We start from the raw sequence: 20,662 nt of genomic DNA, 5'->3' as shown, positions 1-20,662 counted from the left end.
TTGTTCAGCCAAAGGCAACCATCCGTCGTGCAAATAGGTCCTTTTACCATCGCGCCCCCTGTGCTGCTGGCCCCCTTGGCCGGGATTACAGATTTACCGTTTCGCCGTTTGGTAGCGCGGTTTGGCGCGGGGTTGGTCGTGTCCGAAATGGTAGCCAGCCAAGAGGTGGTGCAGGCCGGGCCACTTGCGCGTGCGCGCGCCGAGTTGGGGTTTGAGGAACAGGCGACATCGGTGCAATTGGCCGGGCGCGAAGCCTATTGGATGGCCGAGGCCGCGCGGTTTGTAGAGGCCAATGGTGCGCAAATCATTGATATCAATATGGGATGCCCGGCCAAAAAGGTTACAAACGGTTATTCCGGGTCGGCGTTGATGAAGGACCCGGACCATGCGCTGTCGCTGATTGCGGCGGTTGTGGGGGCGGTAAAAGTGCCTGTGACGCTGAAAACCCGGCTGGGCTGGGATGACGGGATGCTGAACGCGCCCGACATTGCGCGGCGCGCGCAGGATGCGGGCATTGCGATGATCACCATTCACGGGCGCACGCGCTGCCAATTTTACAAAGGGGCGGCGGATTGGCGGGCGATTGCGCGGGTCAAGGCTGCCGTGACGATTCCAGTGGTGGCGAATGGCGATATTGTGGACGCGGCATCTGCGCGCGCGGCCCTGGCACAATCTGGGGCGGATGGGGTGATGGTGGGGCGCGGGGCGCAAGGGCGGCCTTGGGTGTTGGCGTCGATTGCGGCGGACCTGTTTGGCGCTGCGGCCCCGGTGATCCCGCAAGGGGCGGCGCTGGCCGATATAGTTTTGGGCCATTATCACGATATTTTGCAGTTTTATGGGGTGGATTTGGGGGTGCGGGTCGCCCGCAAGCATCTGGGCTGGTATTTGGAGGTGGCGGGGCTGGCGGCGGCGCGCGCCGAAATTATGGTTTTGAATGACCCGGCGCAGGTGGCCGTGCGTGTGCGCGCAGCCTTTGCCGATGCGCGGCAGGTGGCGGCATGAGGGATGCGGGTGTGATTTGGGCGGCGCTGCCTGTTCCAGCGCTGGTGATCACTGCCCAAGGGCAGATATTGGATATAAACCCCGCTGCAGAGGTGTTTTTAAACATGTCAGCGCGCAGCCTGACGGGCCAAAGCCTGTTGGAGCGATTGCACATCAACGCCCCGATGGAGGATGCGATGGCGCGGGTGCGGACCAATCAATCCGCGCTTGTTATCAACGACATAGAGCTGACCACGGGAGAACGTGCGCCAGTGCATTGCAGCATCCAATTGGCCCCGATGCAAGATAAAACCGATCTGTTGCTGCTGCTTATTCCGTTGGAAATTGCGGATAAACTGGGGCGCGCGTCGGCTGCAAAAACCGCGACAAAATCGGCGATTGGTATGGCAGAAATGCTGGCGCATGAAATTAAGAACCCGCTGGCGGGGATTTCTGGGGCGGCGCAATTGCTGGCCATGAACCTGTCGGCGGAGGACCGCGAGTTGTCGGACCTGATTGTGGAGGAAACCCGGCGCATCGTGAAATTGTTGGAGCAGGTGGAGCAGTTTGGCAACTTGCGCCCCCCCGAACGCCGCGCGGTGAACATCCATGATGCGCTGGACCGGGCGCGGCGGTCGGCAGTGGTGGGCTTCGCGCGGGGGCGGGTCATTCACGAATCCTATGACCCGTCCTTGCCCAATACATTTGCCGATATGGATCAGTTGATGCAGGTGTTTTTGAACCTGATCAAAAACGCGGTAGAGGCGGGGGCGCAGACCATCAAACTGCGCACGTTTTATGATTTGTCGCTGCGGTTGCGGCGCAAGGATGGGTCGGGCAGCCCGCTTGCCTTGCAGATTGAGGTTATAGACGATGGGCCGGGGATTGCGCCCGAACTTGCGGGCCACATCTTTGACCCGTTTGTGTCAGGGCGCGAAAACGGCACGGGGCTGGGGTTGGCCTTGGTGTCCAAGATCATCGCGGATCATGACGGCTGGATCGCGGTGGACAGTGTGCCGGGGCGCACGGTGTTTCGCGTATCGCTGCCGCTGGCCCCAAAAAATAGTGTTAGTACAGGAGATTGACCAATGGATGGAACGGTTCTGGTTGCCGATGATGATCGCACAATCCGCACGGTTTTGACCCAAGCGCTGACGCGGGCGGGATGCAAGGTGCATGCCACGGCCAGCCTGACCACGCTGATGCGCTGGGTGGAGGAGGGCAAGGGCGATCTGGTGATTTCCGATGTCATCATGCCAGATGGCAACGGGCTGCAGGCGCTGCCGCAAATTGCCAAGCTGCGGCCGGGCTTGCCGGTGATCATCATATCGGCGCAAAACAATATTATGACGGCAATACAGGCGGCGGAGGCGGCGGCATTTGATTATTTGCCAAAGCCGTTTGATTTGCCGGACCTGATGAAACGGTCGGCGCGCGCGTTGGAGATGAAGCGGCGGGTGTCGCAATCCGCACCCATGCCCGCGCGCGAAGTGGGCGATGATTTGCCCTTGGTCGGGCGCACGGCTGGGATGCAAGCGCTGTACAGGCTGGTGGCGCGGGTAATGAACACCGATTTGGCGGTGTTGGTAACGGGCGAATCGGGGACCGGAAAATCGCTGATTGCGCGGGCGATCCATGATTTTTCAGATCGTCGCAGCCAGCCGTTTGTGGTGGTGCAGGCGGATGATTTGGCGGGGGTGGATGGGCCATCTGCGTTGTTGACGCGGGCCAAGGGCGGCAGTTTGGTGTTTGATGAAATTGCCGATTTTGACGATGACACCCAATCGCGGATCGTGCGGATGCTGGATATGTTTGGGGACAACGCGCCACGGGTTATGGCAACATCGCAATCGGATTTGACCGCCGGCATGGAAACCGGACGGTTTCGCCAAGATCTGTATTACCGGTTGGGCGGGGTCACGGTTCAGGTGCCCAGCCTGCGCGAACGGGTGGAGGATATTGACCTGCTGGCCGCGCATTTCCTGACACGCGGCGCGCGAGATACTGGGGTGATGCGCAAATTGTCGGGCCAAGCGCGTGATATGTTGCGCAATTACAGCTGGCCCGGCAATGTGCGGCAATTGGAAAATGCGATGCGCCGCGTGCTGGTTACCGCAACCGAGCCGGAGATTGCGCGCGCAGAGGTGGAGGCGATTCTGAGTAATCAACCCTTGATGGAGCCGTTGCGCGAGGGCGGTGAAGGGGAAAAGCTGTCGGCATCGGTGGCGCGGCATTTGCGGCGGTATTTCGATTTGCACGGGGCGGCCTTGCCTGCGCCGGGGGTGTACGGGCGTATTTTGCGCGAGTTTGAAGCACCGCTGATTGAAATAGCGCTGGATGCGACGGCGGGAAATCAGGCTAAATGTGCTGATCTTTTGGGAATCAACCGCAATACCTTGCGTAAAAAGATCACAGATCTGGAAATTAGCGTGACACGGCGGCGCAAACTGATGTAAAAGCGCCACAGAGGCGTGTCTTTCAGGTTTTGCTTGACTGATCTGCTCTGTGTTTTGATTTTGCAGCGGGGTTTTGGGTTTGTCGGCAGTCATGCGAAGCAACACTTGGCTGCGACTGTCCCGCTTGCGGCGGCAACGGCGTTTTCAGACGATTATGACTTTGGTCTTGGTGACGTTGGGGCCGGTTTTGGCGTTTGCGACGTTTATGGCGCTGGGGCCGTTTGACCAAGGGGCGGCGTCTGCCTATTTGCGGCTGATTTTGCTGGCAGATTTGGTATATGTGTTGGTCGTGGCGTCGCTGGTGTTGGCGCGGGTGTCGCGGATGATATCAGATCGACGCAGCCAATCGGCGGGGTCGCGGCTGCATTTGCGGATGTCGGGGATTTTCGCGCTGCTGGCGCTGACGCCGACCGTATTGGTCGCGGTGTTTGCGACGATTACCTTCAATGTGGGGCTGGAGGGGTGGTTTTCTGAGCGCGTGCGCGCGGTGGTGGGCAATTCGCTGGCTGCGGCCCAAGCCTATGACGGGGAGCATCGGCAGGATTTGACCGAGGATGCGCTGGCGTTGGCGGCCTATTTGAATGTGACCAAGCAAAGCACGTTTTTTCTGGATGATGACCAGTTGCGCCCGCTGTTGACCGAAGGGCAAGCGGCAATCCAGCGCGGGTTGAAAGAGGCATATTTGACGGATGGCACAGGCGTGCTGCAAACGCGGGGCGAACGGTCGTATCTGTTTGGGTTTGAGGCGCTGACGGCCGACGAAATCGCGCGGGCCAAAGCGGGTGAGACGGTTTTGATCGACGATTGGCAAAACAACGAGTTGCGCGCGCTGGTGTTTTTGACCGCTTATGTGGATCGGTTTTTATATGTGTCACGCGAGGTGGATGGTAATATCCTAAGCCTTTTGGACGAAACGCGTGAAACTGTGTCTCTTTATCAACAGCTTGAAGCAGAACGGGGGCGGTTGCTGTTTGAATTTGGGCTGCTGTACCTTGGGTTTGCGCTGATCTTGATCTTGGCCGCGATTTGGTTGGGGCTGTGGTTTGCGGAACGCCTGTCGCGGCCCATTGGGCGGCTGGCGGGGGCGGCGCAGCGCGTGGGGTCGGGTGATTTGAACGTACAAATCATTGAGGAGGAAGGCGACGACGAGATTGCGATGATGGGTCGTTTGTTCAACCAAATGACGCGGCAATTGAAAAGGCAGCGCGATGCGTTGGTCGACAGCAACGTGGAAACCGAAGGGCGGCGGCGGTTGTTTGATTCTGTGCTGTCGTCGGTGACAGCGGGGGTGATCGGGCTGGATGCGGATGGGCGCTTGGATTTTGTGAACCGCGCGGCAGAGCGTTTGTTGGACGTGAAAGGCGCGGGGCATGGGCTGGGGCTTACCTTGATCGTGCCCGAATTTGAAAGCCTTTTCATAAAGTTGCGAGACGGCCTTGGGGCATCTGTGCAAGAGGAATTGCGCCTGACGCGCAAAGGCCGCATGGAAAGCCTGTTGGTGCGGATGAGCGTGCGACGGTCTGATACGGGCGCGCTGGAAGGCTATGTGGTAGCGTTTGACGATGTGACCGACCTGGTATCGGCGCAGCGGATGGCGGCCTGGGGCGATGTGGCGCGGCGGATTGCGCATGAGATTAAGAACCCGCTGACGCCCATTCAACTGTCGGCGGAGCGCATTAAGCGCAAGTTTCGCGCCCAAGTGGCCGAGCCGGAGGATTTGGACCAGTATGCGGATGTTATTATTCGCCAAACCAATGACTTGCGCCGCATTGTTGATGAATTTTCCAAATTCGCGCGGATGCCTGAACCCGTGCGGCGCGAGGAGGATTTGGTGAAAATTCTGACCGATGCGGTTGTGTTGCAAGAGGCGGGACAGCCGAATGTGCGGTTTGTAGCGGACATTCCGCAAGGGCCGGTCTTGATGGATTTGGATGCGACAATGATTTCGCAGGCTTTGACAAACTTGTTGAAGAACGGCGGGGAAGCCATCGAAACCTATGTTGAAAAGCAAGGGGATGTCGCTGCGCAAATTCAGGTGGCATTGGTGTGGGCAGAGGATGAAGTGACCATTCGCATTGCGGATAATGGCATAGGCTTGCCACCCGACCGCGCGCGGTTGTTTGAACCCTATGTCACCACGCGCGAAAAGGGCACGGGGTTGGGCCTGCCGATTGTGAAAAAGATCATCGAAGAGCATGGCGGGACGCTGGCGCTGCTGGATGCTGAGGTTTTTGAAGGAAATACCCATGCTGGGGCGATGGCTGAAATCATCCTCCCCCGGCTTTGGGCCAAAAACGCGGGCCGTAAGGCCGAGGGGGAAAAATGAGCAGTATTTTGATCGTGGACGATGAACGCGATATCCGCGAATTGATCGGGGATATTTTGAAGGACGAAGGCTATGCCATTCGACTTGCAGGGAATTCTGATGATTGCATGGCGGAGATTGCGAGCGAAGCGCCATCGCTTATGATCTTGGATATTTGGTTGAAAGACAGCCAGATGGACGGGATCGACATTCTGAAAACCGTCAAGCGCGACAATCCGGATGTGCCTGTGGTGATTATTTCGGGCCATGGCAATATTGAAATTGCGGTCGCAGCGATAAAGCAGGGCGCGTATGATTTCATTGAAAAGCCGTTTAACATTGATCAGTTGATGGTCGTTGTCAGCCGCGCGATGGAAACCAGCCGGTTGCGCCGTGAAAACACCGATTTGCGCCGGCGTGATGTCACATCGTCTGAGATGATTGGATCAAGTACGGCCTATAAGACGTTGAAATCGCACTTGGATAAAGTCACCAAATCCAACGGGCGCGTGATGCTGTCTGGCCCTGCCGGATCGGGCAAGGAGCTGGCGGCGCGGTTCATTCACGGCAATTCCAACCGGTCGGCCGCGCCCTTTGTCACCGTTACTTCGGCCACGATTGAACCGGACCGGATGGAGGAAGTGCTGTTTGGCCGCGAAACGCCGGATCGGGGATTGGAAAAAGGGCTGTTGGAGCAGGCACATGGCGGCGTCGTTTACTTCGACGAGGTGGCGGAAATGCCACTGGGCACGCAATCCAAAATCCTGCGTGTGTTGGTGGACCAGCAGTTCACACGGGTGGGCGGCGTCGATAAAGTGCGGGTGGATTTGCGCGTTATATCTTCAACCACCCGCGATTTGCGCAGTGAAATCGCCGCAGGGCGGTTTCGCCAAGAGCTGTATGACCGCCTGAACGTGGTCCCGATCTCGGTGCCCAGCTTAGAGGATCGGCGCGAAGATATTCCCGAACTGACCGCTTATTTCATCGACATGTTCCACCGCACCCAAGGCCTGCCCGTGCGCAGCTTGACCACCGAAGCGGAGGCGATGCTGCAAACCATGCAATGGCCGGGCAACGTGCGCCAATTGCGCAATGTGATTGAACGGGTGTTGATTTTGGGCGATGCGGCGGGCCCGGTCGATGTCAAGGAACTGCCGGGGCATGAACCTGCCGGGCGCGAAGATGGGCGGCTGGTGCTGGGTGGCGCGCTGGCCACGTTGCCGCTGCGCGAGGCACGCGAGTTGTTTGAGAAGGAGTATTTGCTGACGCAAATCAACCGCTTTGGCGGCAATATCAGCCGGACCGCCAGTTTTGTGGGCATGGAACGCAGCGCGCTGCACCGCAAGCTGAAATCGTTGGGCGTGGTGACCACCAGCAAGTCGGGGTCGCGCATGGCCCGGTTGGAGGATTTGGACGACGAGGGCGACGAATAGAGCCCAGATTGACCATTCCGCCCGCATCTGCGACATAGGGCGATCAATGCCACGGAGTATAGGCCCATGAAAGTGATCATCTGCGGTGCGGGGCAGGTGGGGTGGCAAATCGCACGCCACTTGTCTGGAGAAAACAACGACGTAACGGTCGTTGATTTCAACGCCGATTTGGTGCGTCGGGCCACCGATACGCTGGATGTTCAGGGGATTGTGGGCTTTGCCAGTTACCCTGACGTTTTGGCGCGGGCGGGCGCGCGCGACGCCGACATGATTATCGCCGCCACCCATTCGGATGAGGTGAATATGGTGACCTGTCAGGTTGCCCATTCTGTGTTTTCGGTCCCGCGCAAAATTGCACGCCTGCGGTCGCAAAGCTATTTGGATGCGATTTATTCCGACCTGTACCGCCGCGATCACATGCCGATTGATGTGGTGATTAGCCCCGAAAAAGAAGTGGCGGAGGCGGCGTTGCAGCGGCTTGCGGCACCCGCGACCTTTGATACCGAAAGTTTCATGGGCGGGCGCGCGCAACTGTTGGGCATTGTGCTGGATGAAGATTGCCCCGTGCTGAACACACCATTGCGCCAATTGTCGGAGCTGTTTTCGACCCTGCGCGCAATCGTCGTGGCGGTGCGCCGGGACGAGCGGTTGTTTGCCCCAGAACCGGGGGACCAGTTGTTTGCAGGCGACCGGATTTATGTATTCGCCCATACCGAAGATCTAAACCGCACGCTGGAGATTTTTGGCAAAACCACCCGCAAGCAAGAACGCATTGTGATTGTGGGCGGTGGCAATGTGGGGTTGGCCGTGGCGCGGGCGCTGGAGGCGCGGACCGACCGTTTGCGCGCCAAGGTGATTGAGAAAAACCGCAGCCGCGCCGAAAAAGCCGCCGATGGTTTGGAACGTACCATCGTTTTGCATGGTGATGGCATGGATATGGACATTTTGCTGGAGGCGGGGATTGACCGGGCCGATGCGGTTTTGGCGGTAACCGATGATGACAAAACCAATCTTTTGGTCGCGGTGCGCGCAAAACAGGCGGGCTGTCCCATGGCGATTGCGCTGGTCAATGACCCGACATTGGTGCCACTTATGGGCGCGTTGGATATTGATGCGTTCATCAACCCGCGCGCGACCACAGTCTCGTCGATCTTGCGCCACATTCGCCACGGCCGGGTGCGCGCGATTTATTCGATTGGCGATGCGGAAGCCGAGATGATTGAGGCGCAAGTGCTGTCCACATCTCCGCTGGCGGGCAAGTTAATCCGCGACACGGAATTTCCCGAAGGCGTGTTGGTGGGGGCTGTGATGAAGGGCGACCGCGTGATGAAACCCACGGGCGATTTGCGGATGGAGGAGGGCGATGTGATCGCGCTGTTTTGCATGGCGAAGGACGTGCCCGAGGTAGAGCGTTTGCTGCAAGTTTCCGTTGATTTCTTTTGATCTGATATGATCCGCCGTATTTTGGAACTGCCGCTGCTGGTGATCCTTTCGGGGGTTGGTGCGCTTGCCATGCTGTTTCCGGCGGCGCATGCAGCGGTGTATTCCAACTTTGCGGTGGCGCGGCCGTTTTTTTACGGCGCGGTGATTTTTTTGCTGTTTTCAGTGTTGGTGGGGATTGCCACATCCAATCACAGACCGCGCCAAGCCGCGCGCAGCCAGCTTGCGGCGTTGTTGGGGGCCTATATCTGGCTGCCATTTTTGTTTGCGATCCCGTTCAATGAGGCGGTGCCGGACACGAGTTTTGGCAATGCTTGGTTTGAAATGGTGTCGTCTTTTACGACTACTGGCGTGACGCAATACGACACGCCGGGCCGCCTTGCGCCGTCGTTGCATTTGTGGCGCGCGCTGGTGGGCTGGATGGGTGGTTTTTTCGTTTTAATGTCGGCGGCGGCGATTTTGGCGCCGTTGAACCTTGGCGGGGTAGAGGTGCTGTCGGGGCGCGTGCCGGGGCGCGGCGCGCAAGGCGCCGACCAGATCACCCATGCGGCGGGCCCGGCGGAGCGGATGATCCGCCATTCGATGGTGCTGTTTCCGGCCTATTTCGGGCTGACAGTGATGTTGTGGGTGATGTTATTGATCGCGGGCGAACGCGGGATGACGGCGTTGTGTCTGGCCCTGTCAACGCTGTCAACCAGTGGGATTACCAATGGGCAAAGCCTTGCTGCAGCAGATGGGGGCCGGGTCGCAGAAATCTTGGTTTTTGCGTTTATGGCTCTGGCGTTGACGCGGCGCAGCCTGCCGGGGGCGGTGTTAACCGACCGCAATCGGCCCATTTTGGATGACCATGAGGTGCGGTTGGCGCTGTTTTTCTTGGCCGTCGTGCCGGGGCTGTTGTTCTTGCGCCATTGGGTTGGGGCCTTGGTGGTGGATGATGTTTGGAACGCATCGGCGGCGCTGCAAGCGTTGTGGGGCGGGCTGTTCACCACGATGTCATTCCTGACCACCACGGGGTTTGAAAGTGCCGATTGGCAAGATGCGCGGCTGTGGTCGGGGTTGAACAGTCCGGGTTTGGTGCTGCTGGGGTTGGCGATGATGGGCGGCGGAATTGCAACCACGGCTGGCGGGTTAAAGCTGCTGCGGGTCTATTCGCTGGCCCGGCATGGGGAGCGGGAGATGGACCGTTTGGTGCATCCAAGTTCCATTGGCGGGGGTGGCGACGGGGAACGCCAGTTGCGCCAAGGTGGGGCTTATGTGGCATGGATTTTCTTTATGCTGTATGCCGTGACATTTGCCATCGTGATTGCAGCCTTGTCGTTGCGCGGGATGGAGTTTGAGCAAAGCCTGATCTTGACCATCTCGGCTGTCACGACCACGGGGCCATTGACGGTGATGGCCGCCGAGGGGCCAATCCGCATGATCGAATTGTCGATGTCGGAAAAGGCCATTCTGGGGGCTGCGATGATCGTGGGGCGGGTGGAGATTTTGGCCATTCTAGCGCTTTTGTCGCCCGGGGTGTGGCGCAGGTAAGACGCTATCGGCGCGACATTGCGCATCGCCTTGCTTTTGGGCTGGAAACTCTGGGATTCCCATTACATACTTGGAGTGTGCTTGCGCGACCGGGCTGCAAGCACAAACGGTAACCAAAATAAAAAAAGGCAATGCAATAATGGCGTCCGATAAACAGAACCTTCAAGATGCATTTTTGAACCATGTCCGTAAGGCAAAGGTTCCGGTAACAATTTTTTTGATCAATGGCGTTAAGCTGCAAGGTGTAATCACTTGGTTTGACAATTTTTGTGTGTTGTTGCGCCGGGATGGGCAGTCGCAGTTGGTGTACAAGCACGCGATTTCAACCATCATGCCGGGTGCGCCAATCAGCCTGTACGAAGGCGAAGAATAAGCCTTGGGCGCGCAAGATCACGACGAGGACGATGGGTTTTCGGTAGAACTGCGGCTGGCAGGGCATGACACGCGCGCCGAGGCGACGCTGGCCTATGTTCTGCATCCTGACCTGAAATCGGTGCGTACGCGGCGTTTGCCCGAACATGGGCTGGCCGAAGCTGTGGCGCTGGCCGCCGCTTTGCCGGGGCTGGAGATGGTGGGCGCCGAGATTGTGCGCCTGCCCAAAATGCAGCCGGGCATGTTGTTTGGGTCTGGCAAAGTGGCTGAGTTGGGCGCGCGGATGAAAGCGTTGGATGTCGGGCTGGTGCTGATTGATGGCCCGGTGACGCCTGTGCAGCAGCGCAACTTGGAAAAGGAATGGGGCGTCAAGCTGCTGGACCGGACCGGGCTGATTTTGGAGATTTTCGCCGACCGCGCGCTAACCCGTGAAGGGGTGTTGCAGGTAGAACTGGCCGCACTTTCCTATCAGCGCACGCGGCTGGTGCGGGCGTGGACCCACCTTGAACGCCAGCGTGGCGGCCTTGGGTTTGTGGGTGGACCCGGTGAGACGCAGATCGAATCTGACCGCCGCGCGATTGATGACCAAGTGGTGCGCATCAAGCGCCAGTTGGATAAAGTGGCCAAAACCCGCGAATTGCACCGGGCCGCGCGGCGCAAAGTGCCGTTTCCGCTAGTCGCGCTGGTGGGTTACACCAACGCGGGCAAATCGACGCTGTTCAACCGGATAACGGGCGCGGATGTGTTGGCCAAGGATATGCTGTTTGCCACGCTGGACCCCACGATGCGCGGCATGGAATTGCCCGATGGGCGCAAGGTGATCTTGTCCGATACGGTTGGGTTTATTTCCGAATTGCCAACCCAACTGGTTGCGGCGTTTCGCGCCACGTTGGAAGAGGTTTTGGAGGCCGATCTGATTTTGCATGTGCGCGATATCAGCCATCCGGAATCGTCGGAACAAGCGGCGGATGTGCGCGATATTTTGACCAGTTTGGGCGTGCGCGCCGAAACCCCGCAGTTTGAAATTTGGAACAAGCTGGATTTGGTCGATGACACCGCGCGCGCAGCACTGGAGGCGCAGGCGGATAAATCAGCGCGGATATTTGCGCTGTCGTCGGTCACGGGGCATGGGGTGCAAACCTTGCTGGATGCAATTTCGCAAGCCTTTGAGGTGACGCGGAGTTCTGAGGAATTGCACTTGGATTTTGCGATGGGGCGCGCCCACGCTTGGTTACATGCCGAGGGCGTGATTGAGAATGAGGTGTTGACCGATACCGGCTGGACCTTGCATGTGCGCTGGACCGAACGGCAAGCCAAAGCCTTTGCAGCGGTTTAAGAACCGGCTGCAAAGGCATATTATTTAGGTGAAATTTTCGTGATGCCAACGGCTGCGGCGCGTGCAAGGCCGGGGTCCAGTGACATCGGGATATATTCGCCGCGCCGCCACAAGACACCCAAATCATCATAATGACGCGACAGCGGGTGGCCCGATTGCCCGGTGGCCGAGATGAACACCGAACTGTCAGGATCTGCGAAATCATAGACGCCGCGATAGCCCGCGCCATGCACGTTTTCATAGGGGTCGGGGCCAAAGCCGCGCGTCAATCCGCGCATCAAGGTGCTGTCGCCGCCTGATGTGGATTGGCGCAAGTTCACGAAATAACGCAGCACAGGCACGCTGCCCAGCACCGGATGGTCATGCGTGGCCTGATGCGCATCGCCCCAGCGCCATGTTTCCAAATTTCCGCCATAGCGTTCGGACAGGGTTAGCAACGCTTGATCAAGCGCCACGCGCGCAATGTCGGGGCAGGTTTCAATCGCGGCTGATTGGATCACATCACACCATTTTGCCGCGCCATCGGTATCGCGAAACACGCGTTCGATAAACACCGGATCGGCGTGGGTGAAACTGTCGGCCAGCGGCCCCAACTCATCGCGGATCAGGCGGTCCTGCACCGCGCGCACCCAGGCGGCATAGATCAGGGGTTCAGGCAGATGTTCGTTCATTTCCCCGGTCCATTCGGCCAGCAGGGTCAGCGCGCGTTCGCGCAGACGTTCTGGCGTGCCATCGGGGGATGGCGTTCCGGTGAACCACAGTTCCGCCCCGATCAGCGGCAGCACACTGCGCGCGATGGGGGATACAGTGTCCAGTTGTGCCTCGATAAAGCTTTCGCGGGTATGGACCTCGCGGGTTTTCATCAAGGTCAGCCAGCGTTGGATGCGGTGCGTGTCGCCCCAGGTAAAGCTGATGTTGTTGGGAAACGCGGCATCTGTGGTGTTGTTGTTGGTGTTGCCGATCAGACCCGATGTGGGGTCCAGCACGCGCAGGTTTTGGTCGTAAGGCTGGATGCCGTTCCAGCGGTTTTGCAGCTTGTCACCAAGGCTGGGCATACGCCCTTGGGTGGTGTGTGCGGGGTTGCGGTTGGGCACAGCGCCGATCAGTTGAAAACCGATGCCATCTTTATCGGCCAGCATCAGGTTTTGCGCCGGGGCGATGTACAAACGCCCCGCCTCAATCGCTTGCGCCACGGATTTTGATTTCATCAGGCGGATGGCGGCGGTCAGCGATGTGTCAGCGGGTGATAGCGCGGTCCATGACAGGGCCGCGACATGGCCCGCCGGGGTGACCGTGGCAAGATCATAATGCGAACCGGGCAGGATGGGCCCGGCATCGGACCAGCGCAGCGTGATGGTGACGGGATCTCGATCTTTGATCGTGATGATGGAGCGGCGTGTTTCAAAGGCTTTCCAGCCAGCCCCGCTGTCGTATTCTTCGGTATTGTCGGGATTAACGCGTTCCATCACCACGTCTTGATCATCAAGATAAGCGGAGGTGAGGCCCCAGCCCAAAGCGGCAGAGCGCCCGATTAGCACAGTAGGGATGCCGGGGATGGTGGCACCGATCACGCCGCCAGACAGAAAATCAAGCCGCGCTAGATACCACAGTGTCGGCGCGGTAAAGGCCAGATGCGGGTCGTTGGCCAGCAAAGCACCGCCTGCGGCAGAGCGTTCGGGGGCAGCGGCCCAAGCGTTGGACGCGCCTGCAAACACGCTGGCCACAAAGGGCGACAGCGGGTCTGCGGCCACGCGGGTGGGAAAGCCGCCCGGCGGCGGGCTGGGCATAAGGCTGGCGTAATCAGGCAGGGCGGTGAGGGCAGCACCCGGGGCATCGGGCAGAATGTCGCGCAAACGATCTTCGGACAACAGCATGGAGGTGCGGGCGCGCAGCACTTCGGCATCCAAATGCCCCGACAGTTGCAGCGCCATCAGTTTGATCAGGGCCAAGCTGTCGGCGGGTTGCCACGCGGCGATTTCATTGGTGAAAAAGAAAAATTCAGGGGCCCCGCGCCCGCGCGCCTTCAGGTTCACCTCCCCAATCCACGCGTTCACGCCGCGCGCATAGGCGTCGAGGGCAATGCGCGTGTCATCATCTTGGGCCGCGATCGATTGGCTGGCGAGGGTGTAAAGATCATAGCGGCGCAGCAATTCGTCTATTTTCAGCGTGCGTTCGCCGAACATTTCAGACAGCCGCCCTTGGGCGGTGCGCCGCAGCATGGTCATTTGCCACAAACGATCTTGGGCATGGGCAAAGCCAAGCGCGAAATACACATCCGCATCGGTACTGCCGAAAATATGCGGCACATTGGCGTTGTTGCGCACGATTTCAACATCGGCGCTGACCCCGTCCAGCGTGAAGTTTTCGGAATAATCGGGCAAGGAGCGCGACAAGAAAAAGTAAGTGATCAATAGCACAAGCGCCGCAAGGGCCAAAAGCGCGATAAGAATACGGGTGAGCCAGCGGAAGGCAGTGATCATGAATGGTCTTTTCTTGACGTCAGGGTTTGGGTGGTTACCTATGCCATCCAGAAGCGTGAGGCAATTGGAAGGGTTACGGCAATGGCGAAAGTGGCATTTTTGGGCTTGGGCGTGATGGGGTTTCCCATGGCGGGGCATTTGGCGGCGGCGGGGCATGAGGTGACGGTGTACAACCGCACGGCCGCCAAGGCCAACGCTTGGGTTGCAAAGCATGGCGGACGGGCAGCGGCCACCCCGCGTGAGGCGGCATTAGGCCAGGATTTTGTGATGGCCTGCGTGGGCAATGATGACGATTTGCGCGGGGTTTGTGTGGGCGCAGATGGCGCGTTTGCAGGCATGACCAAGGTCGCTGTGTTTGTCGATCACACCACCGTTTCAGCCCTTGTCACGCGTGAGATGTTTGCGGCCGCAGCGGCCGTTGGGGTTGGGTTTGTCGATGCGCCCGTATCTGGCGGGCAAGCAGGGGCCGAAAATGGTGCGCTGTCTGTGATGTGCGGCGGGGTGGCGGGTGATTATGCGGCCGCTGAGGCGGTGATCGCCGCCTATGCCAAAGTGTGCAAGCATTTGGGTGATAGCGGGTCTGGGCAGATTGCCAAGATGATGAACCAGATTTGTATTGCCGGATTGGTGCAGGGTTTGGCCGAGGCGCTGGCCTTTGGCGAAAAGGCCGGGATGGACGGCAAAGCGGTAGTGGAGGTGATTTCGGGCGGTGCCGCAGGATCGTGGCAGATGAACAACCGCCACAAGTCCATGCTGGACGAACATTTCACCCACGGGTTTGCGGTGGATTGGATGCGCAAGGATTTGGGGATTTGTCTGGCAACGGCGAATGAAATTGGCGCAAGCCTGCCCGTGACTGCATTGATCGATCAATTTTACAAAGATGTGCAAAACATGGGCGGTGGGCGTTGGGACACATCCAGCCTGATCAAACGGTTGAAATAAAGGTTTTTGCAAGAACGGGATGCCCGGCATTGGTTGGGCATCCCGTTTTTGTTTACCATAAAACAGCATTGGCGGGCCATGCTGTTAAAACCAATTTCAGACGCTTCAATAAATCTTTAATCTGTATTAGGCTGCTAACTGCGCGCTGGACAGGCTGTGGCGCAAAGGTTAGAAAACGGCTGACTGCCTATAGTTAGCGCTAACAACTCTATCCATCCCAGAGAGGTATCCCAATGGTTTCGCGCGTTATTCCGGTAGAGCCGTTTGATCTTGTGGTGTTTGGCGGCACGGGGGATTTGGCGCAGCGCAAGATTATTCCAGGCCTGTATCGGCGGTTTTGGGCGGGGCAAATTCCGGCCGACAGTGTGATCATTGGGGCTGCGCGATCGGGTATGGATGATGACGGGTATCGCGCCTTGGCCCGCGCCGCGATTGATGAATTTGTAACGGCCGACAAGCGTGACGTGGCGGTGATCGATGCGTTTTTGGCCACGCTGGGCTATGTTGCGATTGATGCCAAAGGGACGGGCGGCTGGGACGCGTTGAAGGGCCGGGTGCGCAAGAATGTGGTGCAGGCGTTCTATTTCTCGGTCGCACCGTCGTTGTTTGGCGATATTGCGGAACGGCTGCATGCGCATGACATCGCAGGCCCCAACAGCCGCATTGTGGTGGAAAAGCCGTTTGGGCGCGATTTGGCATCGGCGCAGGCGTTGAATGGTGTGCTGGCCAAACATTTCAATGAGGCGCAGATTTACCGGATTGACCATTATTTGGGCAAAGAAACTGTGCAAAACCTGATGGCTGTGCGCTTTGCCAATATGCTGTTTGAACCGCTGTGGAAGGCGGAATATATCGACCATGTGCAGATCACGGTGGCCGAAACCGTGTCGGTCGATGGGCGCGGGGCCTATTACGACAAATCGGGCGCGATGCGCGATATGGTGCAAAACCACATGATGCAGCTGTTGTGCCTTATCGCGATGGAACCGCCCTATCACTTTGACCCCGACGCGGTGCGCGACGAAAAGCTGAAGGTCATTCGCGCGCTGGACCCGGTGAAGCCCGAAGATATCGTGCGCGGCCAGTATTTGGCGGGGGACGGGCAGGGGGGATATTTGGCCCATGCCGAGAATAAGGACAGCAAGACCGAAAGCTATATCGCGCTGAAGGTGAATATTTCCAATTGGCGCTGGAAAGGCACCCCGTTTTATCTGCGCACGGGCAAGCATTTGCGGGCGCGCACATCGGAAATTGCGATCACATTCCGCGCGCCCCCCCATTCCATCTTTGACGATGCGGATGGGTGGCGTGAAAACGTGTTGGTTATCCGGTTGCAGCCGAATGAGGGCATGAACTTGATGGTGATGATCAAAGAACCGGGGCCGGGGGGTATGCGCCTGACCCAAGTGCCGCTGGACATGTCCTTTGCCGAGGCGTTGGGCGAAGAGGGTGCGGATATTCCCGATGCTTATGAACGCCTGATTATGGATGTCATTCGTGGCAACCAGACCTTGTTCATGCGCGGAGATGAGGTGGAGGCGGCGTGGCGTTGGACCGATCCGATCATCCAAGGCTGGGAAGCACGGGGTGATAAGCCAAAAGGGTATGATGCGGGATCTTCAGGGCCGGAGGATGCGTTGATGTTGATGCACCGCGATGGGCGGCGCTGGCGGGAGATACGCGAATGAACATCGTAGAATATGCTGATCGGGAAATGATGATGATGGCGCTGGCCAATATCATCGCGGGGGAATTGGGCGATGCGCTGCGCCAACACGGGCGCGCCACGCTGTGCGTGCCGGGTGGGACAACGCCGGGGCCGGTGTTTGATTTGCTGTCAGCGGTTGATTTGGACTGGGCGCATGTGGCCGTGGTTTTGAACGATGAACGCTGGGTGGGTGAAGATAGCCCGCGATCGAACACGCGGCTGTTGCGCCAACGTTTGTTGCAAGGCCACGCAGCGGCGGCGCAGCTGATTCCGCTTTATGCGCCGACCAACACGCCAGAGGAGGCGCTGGAGGCACTTGCCGACGGGTTGACCCCGCATTTGCCAATATCGGTTTTGCTGTTGGGCATGGGGGCGGATATGCACACCGCGTCCTTGTTTCCGCGGGCCGACAAATTGAATGAGGCGTTGGCCGATGATGCGCCGCCTTTAATGGCGCTGCGTGCGGATGAGGCGGGGGAGCCGCGGATCACCCTGACAGCGCCCGTGCTGCGCGATGCGCAAAACATCCATATTCTGATCACTGGGGCGGATAAGCGCGCCGCGATCACAGCAGCGGCAGGTTTGCCGGTCGCGGACGCCCCGGTGCGGGTGGTTTTAGGCGATGCAACAATCCATTGGGCGGAGTGACGGTATGAAAACCTTGTGGCAGGGATTGCGGGACCATCAAGCCAGCGTGGCAGGGCGCAGCATTGCGGGGCTGTTGGACAACCCTTTGCGGGCGGCGGAATTTTCGCAAACCCACGGGGATATGCTGTTTGATTTTTCAAAAACCAATATTGATGCGGTTGGGTTGTCGCAGTTGTTGGAACTCGTTGCCGCCTCTGGGTTGGACGCGAAGCGCGATGCGATGTTTTCGGGCCAATTGATCAATGAAACCGAAGGGCGGGCGGTTTTGCACACTGCCTTGCGCAATTTGAACGCTGGCGTTCAAGTGCAAGGGCAGGCGGTGATGCCTGCCGTGCGCGCGACCTATGCGCGGATGGTGGCATTTGCGCGCGACTTGCGCGAAGGGCGGATTGTGGGGCAAGGCGGCGCTTATACTGATGTGGTGAACATCGGGATTGGCGGGTCCGACCTTGGGCCAGCGATGGCGTGTTTGGCGCTGGCGCCTTACAGCGACGGGCCACGCTGCCATTTTGTTAGCAATGTCGATGGGGCGCATATCCATGATGTGTTGCGCGGGTTGGATCCCACAACCACTTTGATTATTGTGGCATCGAAAACCTTCACCACCATTGAAACGATGACCAATGCGCAGACCGCGCGTGATTGGATGGCGCGGGTTGTCACCGACCCTGCGGCGCAGTTTGCGGCGGTATCGACGGCGGCGGATAAAACGGCGGCGTTTGGCATTGATCCGGACCGCGTGTTTGGGTTTGAAGATTGGGTTGGCGGGCGCTATTCGCTGTGGGGGCCGATTGGATTGTCGTTGATGCTGGCGATTGGGCCTGCGGGGTTTGATGACTTTTTGGCCGGTGCTGCCGATATGGACGCGCATTTTCGCGATGCGGTCCCAGCGCATAACTTGCCGGTTTTGTTGGCGCTGGTGGGGATTTGGCACAACCAAATCTGCGGATATGCCACCCGCGCCGTGCTGCCTTATGAACAACGCCTAACGCGCCTGCCCGCATATTTGCAGCAATTGGAGATGGAGAGTAACGGCAAGCGCGTGTCGATGGATGGGGCGGATTTGGCTGAACATTCGGGCCCTGTGGTGTGGGGGGAACCCGGCACCAATGGGCAGCACGCGTTTTATCAACTGATCCACCAAGGCACGCGGGTGGTGCCTTGCGAGTTTATTCTGTCACGCACGGGGCATGAGCTGGATTTGGCGCATCAGCATTTGTTGTTGGTGGCAAACTGTTTGGCGCAGTCCGAGGCGTTGATGCTCGGACGGTCGTTGGCCGAGGCGACGGCGATCATGGCCGCCAAAGGGCTTGCGGGGGCCGAGCCGGACCGCCAAGCGCGCCACCGCGTGTTTCCCGGCAACCGGCCTAGCACCACATTGGCAATTCCCAAACTGACATCCTTTGCGCTGGGGCAAATCCTTGCGCTTTATGAACACCGCGTGTTTGTGGAAGGGGTGATTTTGGGCATCAACTCCTTTGATCAATGGGGGGTGGAGTTGGGCAAGGAATTGGCCGTGGCGTTGCAACCGATCCTTGAAGGCACACAATCGGCGGCGGGCAAGGATGCATCGACGCGGATGCTGCTGGATTATGTGATGGCAGCGCCAAAGGCGTAAGTTTGGGGGGCGATTGCCCCCCAAGTCGCAAGTTACGGCAGCGCCGCAACCACAATGATTTCAACGCTATAGGCCGGGGTGGCCAGCGCGGACTCGCCCGTGGCGCGGGCAGGCGCGTGGCCGGGGGCAACCCATGCATCCCAAACCGTGTTCATATCCGCGAACTGTGCCATATCGGCCATCCAGATTTGCGCGGTCAGAATGTTGGTTTTGTCGCTGCCCACCTCTGCCAGCAAGCTGTCGATTTTATCCAAACAATCTTGGGTTTGCTGCGCGACGGCCGCGCCTGCCGTGCCAACCTGACCTGCCAGATAGACGATGCCATTGTGGACAACTGATTGGCTCATCCGTGGGCCAGTGTGATTGCGGGTGATGTTTGCCATGAAAACGCTCCTTACATTTTGGGATGGCCTTGCCTAACGCGGCGGCGTTGCCATTGAAAGGGGCGTAGGGAGTTTTATAAGGATTGGAGCGGATCCCCCAGTGTCAGGGAAGTTATCCGCCGCTCTACTTTTCCTCTAATTCTCAGGTGGGCGGGATAGGACGATGACGTGGGATATTCACCGGAACGAAAAGCGTCTGTGCTGAAGTGGATGCTTCCGCCGAACACCATGGCCATTCGGCAGCTGTCGCAGGAGGAAGGTATTTCCGAAGCGACGCTACACAAGTGGCGTGCGGAGGCACGCGGCAAGGGTCAGCTTCTGCCCGATGCTGACGTGGGCCCCCAGGGCTGGTCGTCGCGCGACCAGTTCGCGGCGGTCTTGGAAACGGCGGCGCTGAACGAGGCCGATTTGGCCGAATACTGCCGCAAGCGCGGGCTCTACCTGACGCAGATCGCGGCGTGGCGACCGGCTTGCGAGCAGGCAAATGATTGGGACCGTGCGAGCACGGCGCGTCTGGGTCAGGCGACCAAGGAAGAGAAAAAACGGATCAAGGATCTGGAGCGGGAGTTGGCGCGCAAGGACCGCGCATTGGCCGAAACCGCAGCGCTTCTGGTTCTGCGAAAAAAGGCGTCAGTGATCTGGGGGGGCGGCGAGGACGCATGATCAGCACCCCACATCGCGAAACCGCCATTGCTTGTCTGTGGTGGTGGTTGGATCGTTTAGAGCTTGGTCTTTGAGGACCGTATCAGAGTAAGATCAACCACCACCTTCGCCACAGGCCTGAACGGATACAGAGCGGCACGAAGCCCTCTAGGACAAGCATAGGATATGACGAAGATGCCCGATGATACCATTGGTATAGATATTTCTAAAGCCACTTTAGACATTCACCGGCTGAGCGACGGGAAGATGATGTCGTTTAGCAATTGCCCTGCAGGATTTAAGGCGCTTTCCAAGCTCTGCGCACAGACGACGGTAACACGCGTTGTTTATGAAGCAACAGGCGCTTACCACGGTGGGCTGGAGC

16 protein-coding genes and 1 pseudogene are annotated in these 20,662 nt (G+C 58.7%); 15 read left to right on the top strand and 2 right to left on the bottom strand.

The annotated features are described in order from the left end of the window. Nucleotides 1-27: 27 nt before the first annotated feature. The 9 genes from dusB (at nt 28) to hflX (ending at nt 11,853) form a co-directional block, all read left to right on the top strand. Nucleotides 28-1,002, top strand: coding sequence for a tRNA dihydrouridine synthase DusB (dusB, locus tag BMY36_RS13060; RefSeq protein WP_050519237.1), 975 nt, complete (start codon nt 28-30; stop codon nt 1,000-1,002). Beyond that, on the top strand, nt 999-2,066 hold the full coding sequence (locus BMY36_RS13055; RefSeq protein WP_050519217.1) for a two-component system sensor histidine kinase NtrB: 1,068 nt from the start codon (nt 999-1,001) through the stop codon (nt 2,064-2,066). The genes dusB and BMY36_RS13055 overlap by 4 nt, the downstream gene beginning before the upstream one ends. A 3-nt stretch (nt 2,067-2,069) precedes the next feature. After that, the gene (locus tag BMY36_RS13050; protein WP_050519216.1) at nt 2,070-3,437 is read left to right on the top strand and encodes a sigma-54-dependent Fis family transcriptional regulator; all 1,368 of its coding nucleotides are present in this window, start codon (nt 2,070-2,072) and stop codon (nt 3,435-3,437) included. A 91-nt stretch (nt 3,438-3,528) separates the two neighbouring features. After that, a complete protein-coding gene (locus BMY36_RS13045; protein WP_050519215.1) occupies nt 3,529-5,763 on the top strand; it encodes a sensor histidine kinase NtrY-like in 2,235 nt (744 codons plus the stop codon). Continuing rightward, entirely contained in the window at nt 5,760-7,175 is a 1,416-nt protein-coding gene (gene ntrX, locus BMY36_RS13040; RefSeq protein ID WP_050519214.1) for a nitrogen assimilation response regulator NtrX, read from the top strand. The genes BMY36_RS13045 and ntrX overlap by 4 nt, the downstream gene beginning before the upstream one ends. Before the next feature lie 66 nt (nt 7,176-7,241). After that, complete coding sequence (trkA, locus tag BMY36_RS13035) at nt 7,242-8,618, top strand: Trk system potassium transporter TrkA (protein WP_050519213.1); 1,377 nt, start codon at nt 7,242-7,244, stop codon at nt 8,616-8,618. 6 nt (nt 8,619-8,624) lie between these two features. Continuing rightward, nucleotides 8,625-10,145 (top strand): TrkH family potassium uptake protein, encoded by a 1,521-nt coding sequence (locus BMY36_RS13030; RefSeq protein ID WP_231579688.1) that lies wholly within the window; start codon nt 8,625-8,627, stop codon nt 10,143-10,145. A gap of 139 nt (nt 10,146-10,284) precedes the next feature. Then, a complete protein-coding gene (gene hfq, locus BMY36_RS13025) occupies nt 10,285-10,518 on the top strand; it encodes an RNA chaperone Hfq (RefSeq protein WP_022704857.1) in 234 nt (77 codons plus the stop codon). A gap of 54 nt (nt 10,519-10,572) precedes the next feature. Next, a complete protein-coding gene (hflX, locus tag BMY36_RS13020) occupies nt 10,573-11,853 on the top strand; it encodes a GTPase HflX (RefSeq protein WP_231579689.1) in 1,281 nt (426 codons plus the stop codon). Between the two features lie 20 nt (nt 11,854-11,873). On the opposite strand, the gene BMY36_RS13015 is transcribed toward hflX, so the two are convergent. After that, entirely contained in the window at nt 11,874-14,333 is a 2,460-nt protein-coding gene (locus BMY36_RS13015) for a penicillin acylase family protein (RefSeq protein WP_050519212.1), read from the bottom strand. Between the two features lie 81 nt (nt 14,334-14,414). Between BMY36_RS13015 and BMY36_RS13010 the strand changes: the two genes are divergently transcribed. The 4 genes from BMY36_RS13010 to pgi all read left to right on the top strand — a co-directional run bounded on the left by BMY36_RS13010 (nt 14,415) and on the right by pgi (nt 19,252). Then, on the top strand, nt 14,415-15,278 hold the full coding sequence (locus BMY36_RS13010; protein ID WP_050519211.1) for an NAD(P)-dependent oxidoreductase: 864 nt from the start codon (nt 14,415-14,417) through the stop codon (nt 15,276-15,278). 233 nt (nt 15,279-15,511) lie between these two features. Continuing rightward, on the top strand, nt 15,512-16,966 hold the full coding sequence (gene zwf, locus BMY36_RS13005) for a glucose-6-phosphate dehydrogenase (protein ID WP_050519210.1): 1,455 nt from the start codon (nt 15,512-15,514) through the stop codon (nt 16,964-16,966). Beyond that, nucleotides 16,963-17,634 carry a 6-phosphogluconolactonase gene (pgl, locus tag BMY36_RS13000; RefSeq protein ID WP_050519209.1) on the top strand — a complete coding sequence of 224 codons (672 nt, stop codon included), beginning with the start codon at nt 16,963-16,965 and terminating at the stop codon, nt 17,632-17,634. The genes zwf and pgl overlap by 4 nt, the downstream gene beginning before the upstream one ends. Nucleotides 17,635-17,638: 4 nt before the next feature. After that, a complete protein-coding gene (gene pgi / locus BMY36_RS12995; protein ID WP_050519208.1) occupies nt 17,639-19,252 on the top strand; it encodes a glucose-6-phosphate isomerase in 1,614 nt (537 codons plus the stop codon). Between the two features lie 32 nt (nt 19,253-19,284). On the opposite strand, the gene BMY36_RS12990 is transcribed toward pgi, so the two are convergent. Further along, complete coding sequence (locus BMY36_RS12990) at nt 19,285-19,635, bottom strand: RidA family protein (protein WP_050519207.1); 351 nt, start codon at nt 19,633-19,635, stop codon at nt 19,285-19,287. A 168-nt stretch (nt 19,636-19,803) separates the two neighbouring features. Here BMY36_RS12990 and BMY36_RS19535 point away from each other — a divergent pair, with 168 nt between their 5' ends. Continuing rightward, nucleotides 19,804-20,298: a transposase gene (locus BMY36_RS19535; RefSeq protein WP_050519206.1), complete on the top strand. Its 495-nt coding sequence runs from the start codon at nt 19,804-19,806 to the stop codon at nt 20,296-20,298. Between the two features lie 165 nt (nt 20,299-20,463). After that, a pseudogene (locus tag BMY36_RS12980) lies at nt 20,464-20,662 on the top strand (IS110 family transposase); the annotation flags it as partial.

Source organism: Pseudorhodobacter antarcticus, assembly GCF_900110135.1.
Lineage (GTDB): Bacteria > Pseudomonadota > Alphaproteobacteria > Rhodobacterales > Rhodobacteraceae > Pseudorhodobacter > Pseudorhodobacter antarcticus.
The sequence above is the reverse complement of the archived record's forward strand: the minus strand, read 5'-3'. Positions and strand labels throughout refer to the sequence as shown.